Source organism: Frankia sp. CoWAU3 (assembly GCF_977971855.1).
In genome coordinates this window covers 1-2,651 of sequence record NZ_CDWWXB010000015.1, presented here as the reverse complement: position 1 = coordinate 2,651, position 2,651 = coordinate 1, and the positions used below count along the sequence as shown (strand labels likewise).

The window sequence follows — 2,651 nt, the reverse complement described above, 5'->3', positions numbered from 1 at the left end:
CATGCCGGCGGTCGGATCGGCCAGATGCTGACCATCGCCCAGCAGGAGGCCGAGGAGATCGTCACCGGCGCCCGCCAGATCGCGGAGGCGGCGCTGGAAGAGGTGATCGAGGACGCCGGGGCGAACCACCCGATCGTGCGGGAGGCCCGGGAACAGGCCGAGAAGCTCCTCCTCGACGCCGTGGAGGAGAGCCGCCGGCTCGCCCGGGAGCGGCATGCCGAGCTGGAGGTGGAGATCGCCCGGTGCACCGCCTCGCTCGAGGCGCTGCGTCACCAGCAGGGTGAGATCATCGGCGCGATGCTGCGGCTGCGGGGGGTCCTGGCCTCCGACGAGGTGGACCGGGCGGTCACCGACCTGGCCCGGTCGGGTGCGGCCGCGCCGACGACGCCGGGCACGCCTGGGACGCCGAGCGGAGCCGGTCCTGCCGGTTTCCCCGCGGGCGGTGCGGTCCCCGCGGGCGGTGCCGGAGCGTCGGATCTTTCCGGAACCGCGTGGGCGACCGGTCGCGTCGCCAGCACGGGGCGGCGTTCCCCGGGCCGGCATCGTCAGGCCGACGTCGCGGACGGGGAATCCCACACCCCGCCCATTCCGCGCGAACCGGTCACGAACTCGGCGAACGTGCCGTTCCGCCGTGGCGCCGACGAGGACATCATCGACGCCGAGATCGTCGAGGAGTAGCGAGATCGTCGAGGAGAAGGGTGGCCCGGTGCAGGTGCGGGGTGCGCCTTGGGCTCCCGGCCCGCGGCGTACCCTCGCCCTCTTTCCTTCTTCTACCGACTTCTACCGAGCCGGCTCTCTTACCGGCCTTTACTGGCCGCGACGGCGCAGGTACCGTTCGAACTCCCGGGCGATTGCGTCCCCACTGGCCTCGGGCAGCGCCGTCTCGGGCTCGCGTGACTCCAGCGAACGGACGTACTCGGCGACCTCGGTATCCCCGGCGGCGAGCTCGTCCACCTGCCGTTCCCATGCCTTCGCCCGCTCGGGAAGGTCGCCCAGCGGGATCTCGATGTCCAGCAGGTCCTCCACTCGGCGCAGCAGCGCGAGGGTCGCCTTGGGACAGGGTGGGTTAGCCACGTAGTGCGGCACCGCCGCCCAGAACGACACCGAGGCGAGCTCGGCCCGTGCGCATGCCTCCCCGAAGACGCCGACGATGCCGGTCGGCCCCTCATAACGGGACGGCTCCAGCCCGAGTCGGGCAGCCGTCGCCGCGTCCCCGGCGGTTCCGCTGATTGGGACCGGCCGGGTGTGCGGTGAGTCAGCGAGCAGCGCCCCGAGGGAGATCACCATGTCGCTGCCGAGGGCGTGGACGGCCTCGATCAGCTCGTCGGTGAACCCACGCCAGCGCATGTTCGGTTCCAGCCCGCGGATCAGCACCAAGTCCGTCTCGGACTTCGGCGGCTGCGCCACCGACAGGCGGGTGGTCGGCCACGAGATCTTCCGGGAGGCCCCGTCGGTCCCGCTCACCGTCGGTCGGTTCACCTGGAAGTCGTAGTAGTCGTCGGGGTCGATAGCACCGATGACACGGGCCTTGAAGGCGGTCTCCAGATGCTCGACGGCGGCGGACGAGGCATCGGCCGCGTCGTTCCACCCTTCGAAGGCGGCTACTACGACCGGCGACCGTAGTTGACCGACGCCGGAGAACTCGATCACCTACCACCTCCTGCCGCCCCGCGGCGGCCCACTGCCCCCGTGACAGTGCAACGGTACGTCCTCACGGAGACGACTCCTGCCCAGAGCCGACATGCGTGACGTCAGCCTCCCTTATGGCCCGTGAGCCGGTGACCCGCGGGCGACCAGTGGTCGTCCACGGGGAACCTACGCTGGTCCAGTCTGCCGATGTTCTCGTGGGAACGCCTTTCCTCGGTCTCTCGATGGCGCTAGACCCGGGCGGATCGGACATCCATTCCGGATCGATGCGGTGGCTGCACCGTATCGGCTCTGAACGGATACCCGCCGTCGCGGGAATGCGAACGGCCCGGCCCAGGGCCGCCGCCGGACCGGCGTGCCCCAGCCCGTGTTTGTGCGGACCGCCGCGCCGAGCACACCCGCGCGGTCCGACGTCACGCCTCCGTTCCCGCAGCTGTGCCACCCGCGACCGTGCCATGGGCAACCCGCCGGGACGCGTCCGGCATTCCCACCCCGCAATCATCACCATGCTGTGATCACCGTACCGTGATCACCGTCGTGCCCGTGGCCGGCATCCTCGGAGGCGTCCGGACGGGAGGGTAAACCGTACCGGTGGTAGGAGAAACCCGTCCCGGTACTCTTGGCCAGTGCGCGGTGATCTGGTGTCCGTCCTGACCGAGCGTGTGCTGGTGGCCGACGGCGCCATGGGCCCCCTGTTGCAGGCGGCCAGCCTCTGCCTCGACCCGGTGAATTTCGAGGACGGCAACGGCCCGTCGCGCGCTGAGGAGTTCCAGCTCGTGCCGGAGCAGTCCACCTCGGCGATCATCCTGCGCCACCCGGAGGCGAAGTACTTCGCGGCCACGTAGGCACCGTGCGGTCAACCGGGCACCGTGCGGCCGGACGACCCTGAGCTACCGAGCTACCTGAGCTAGCGGGAGTTTCCTAGATAAGTTGATCTTTGGAGTCCGTTGAGCTGGCCGGTGGCTGGTTCAGGACGGTCTGACCTGGATCTTTGAGTACTCGCC

General features: G+C 70.1%; 2 protein-coding genes and 1 pseudogene. 2 read left to right on the top strand and 1 reads right to left on the bottom strand.

Features of this window, described 5'->3' with window-relative positions:
- Positions 1–678 (top strand): annotated as a pseudogene (locus AC08ON_RS03150) (hypothetical protein); the annotation flags it as partial.
- A gap of 129 nt (positions 679–807) precedes the next feature.
- On the opposite strand, the gene AC08ON_RS03145 reads toward AC08ON_RS03150, so the two are convergent.
- Positions 808–1,650: a PAC2 family protein gene (locus AC08ON_RS03145; RefSeq protein ID WP_476606344.1), complete on the bottom strand. Its 843-nt coding sequence runs from the start codon at positions 1,648–1,650 to the stop codon at positions 808–810.
- Between the two features lie 638 nt (positions 1,651–2,288).
- Here AC08ON_RS03145 and AC08ON_RS03140 point away from each other — a divergent pair.
- Positions 2,289–2,492 (top strand): hypothetical protein, encoded by a 204-nt coding sequence (locus tag AC08ON_RS03140; protein ID WP_476606343.1) that lies wholly within the window; start codon positions 2,289–2,291, stop codon positions 2,490–2,492.
- The last annotated feature ends 159 nt before the right edge of the window (positions 2,493–2,651 follow it).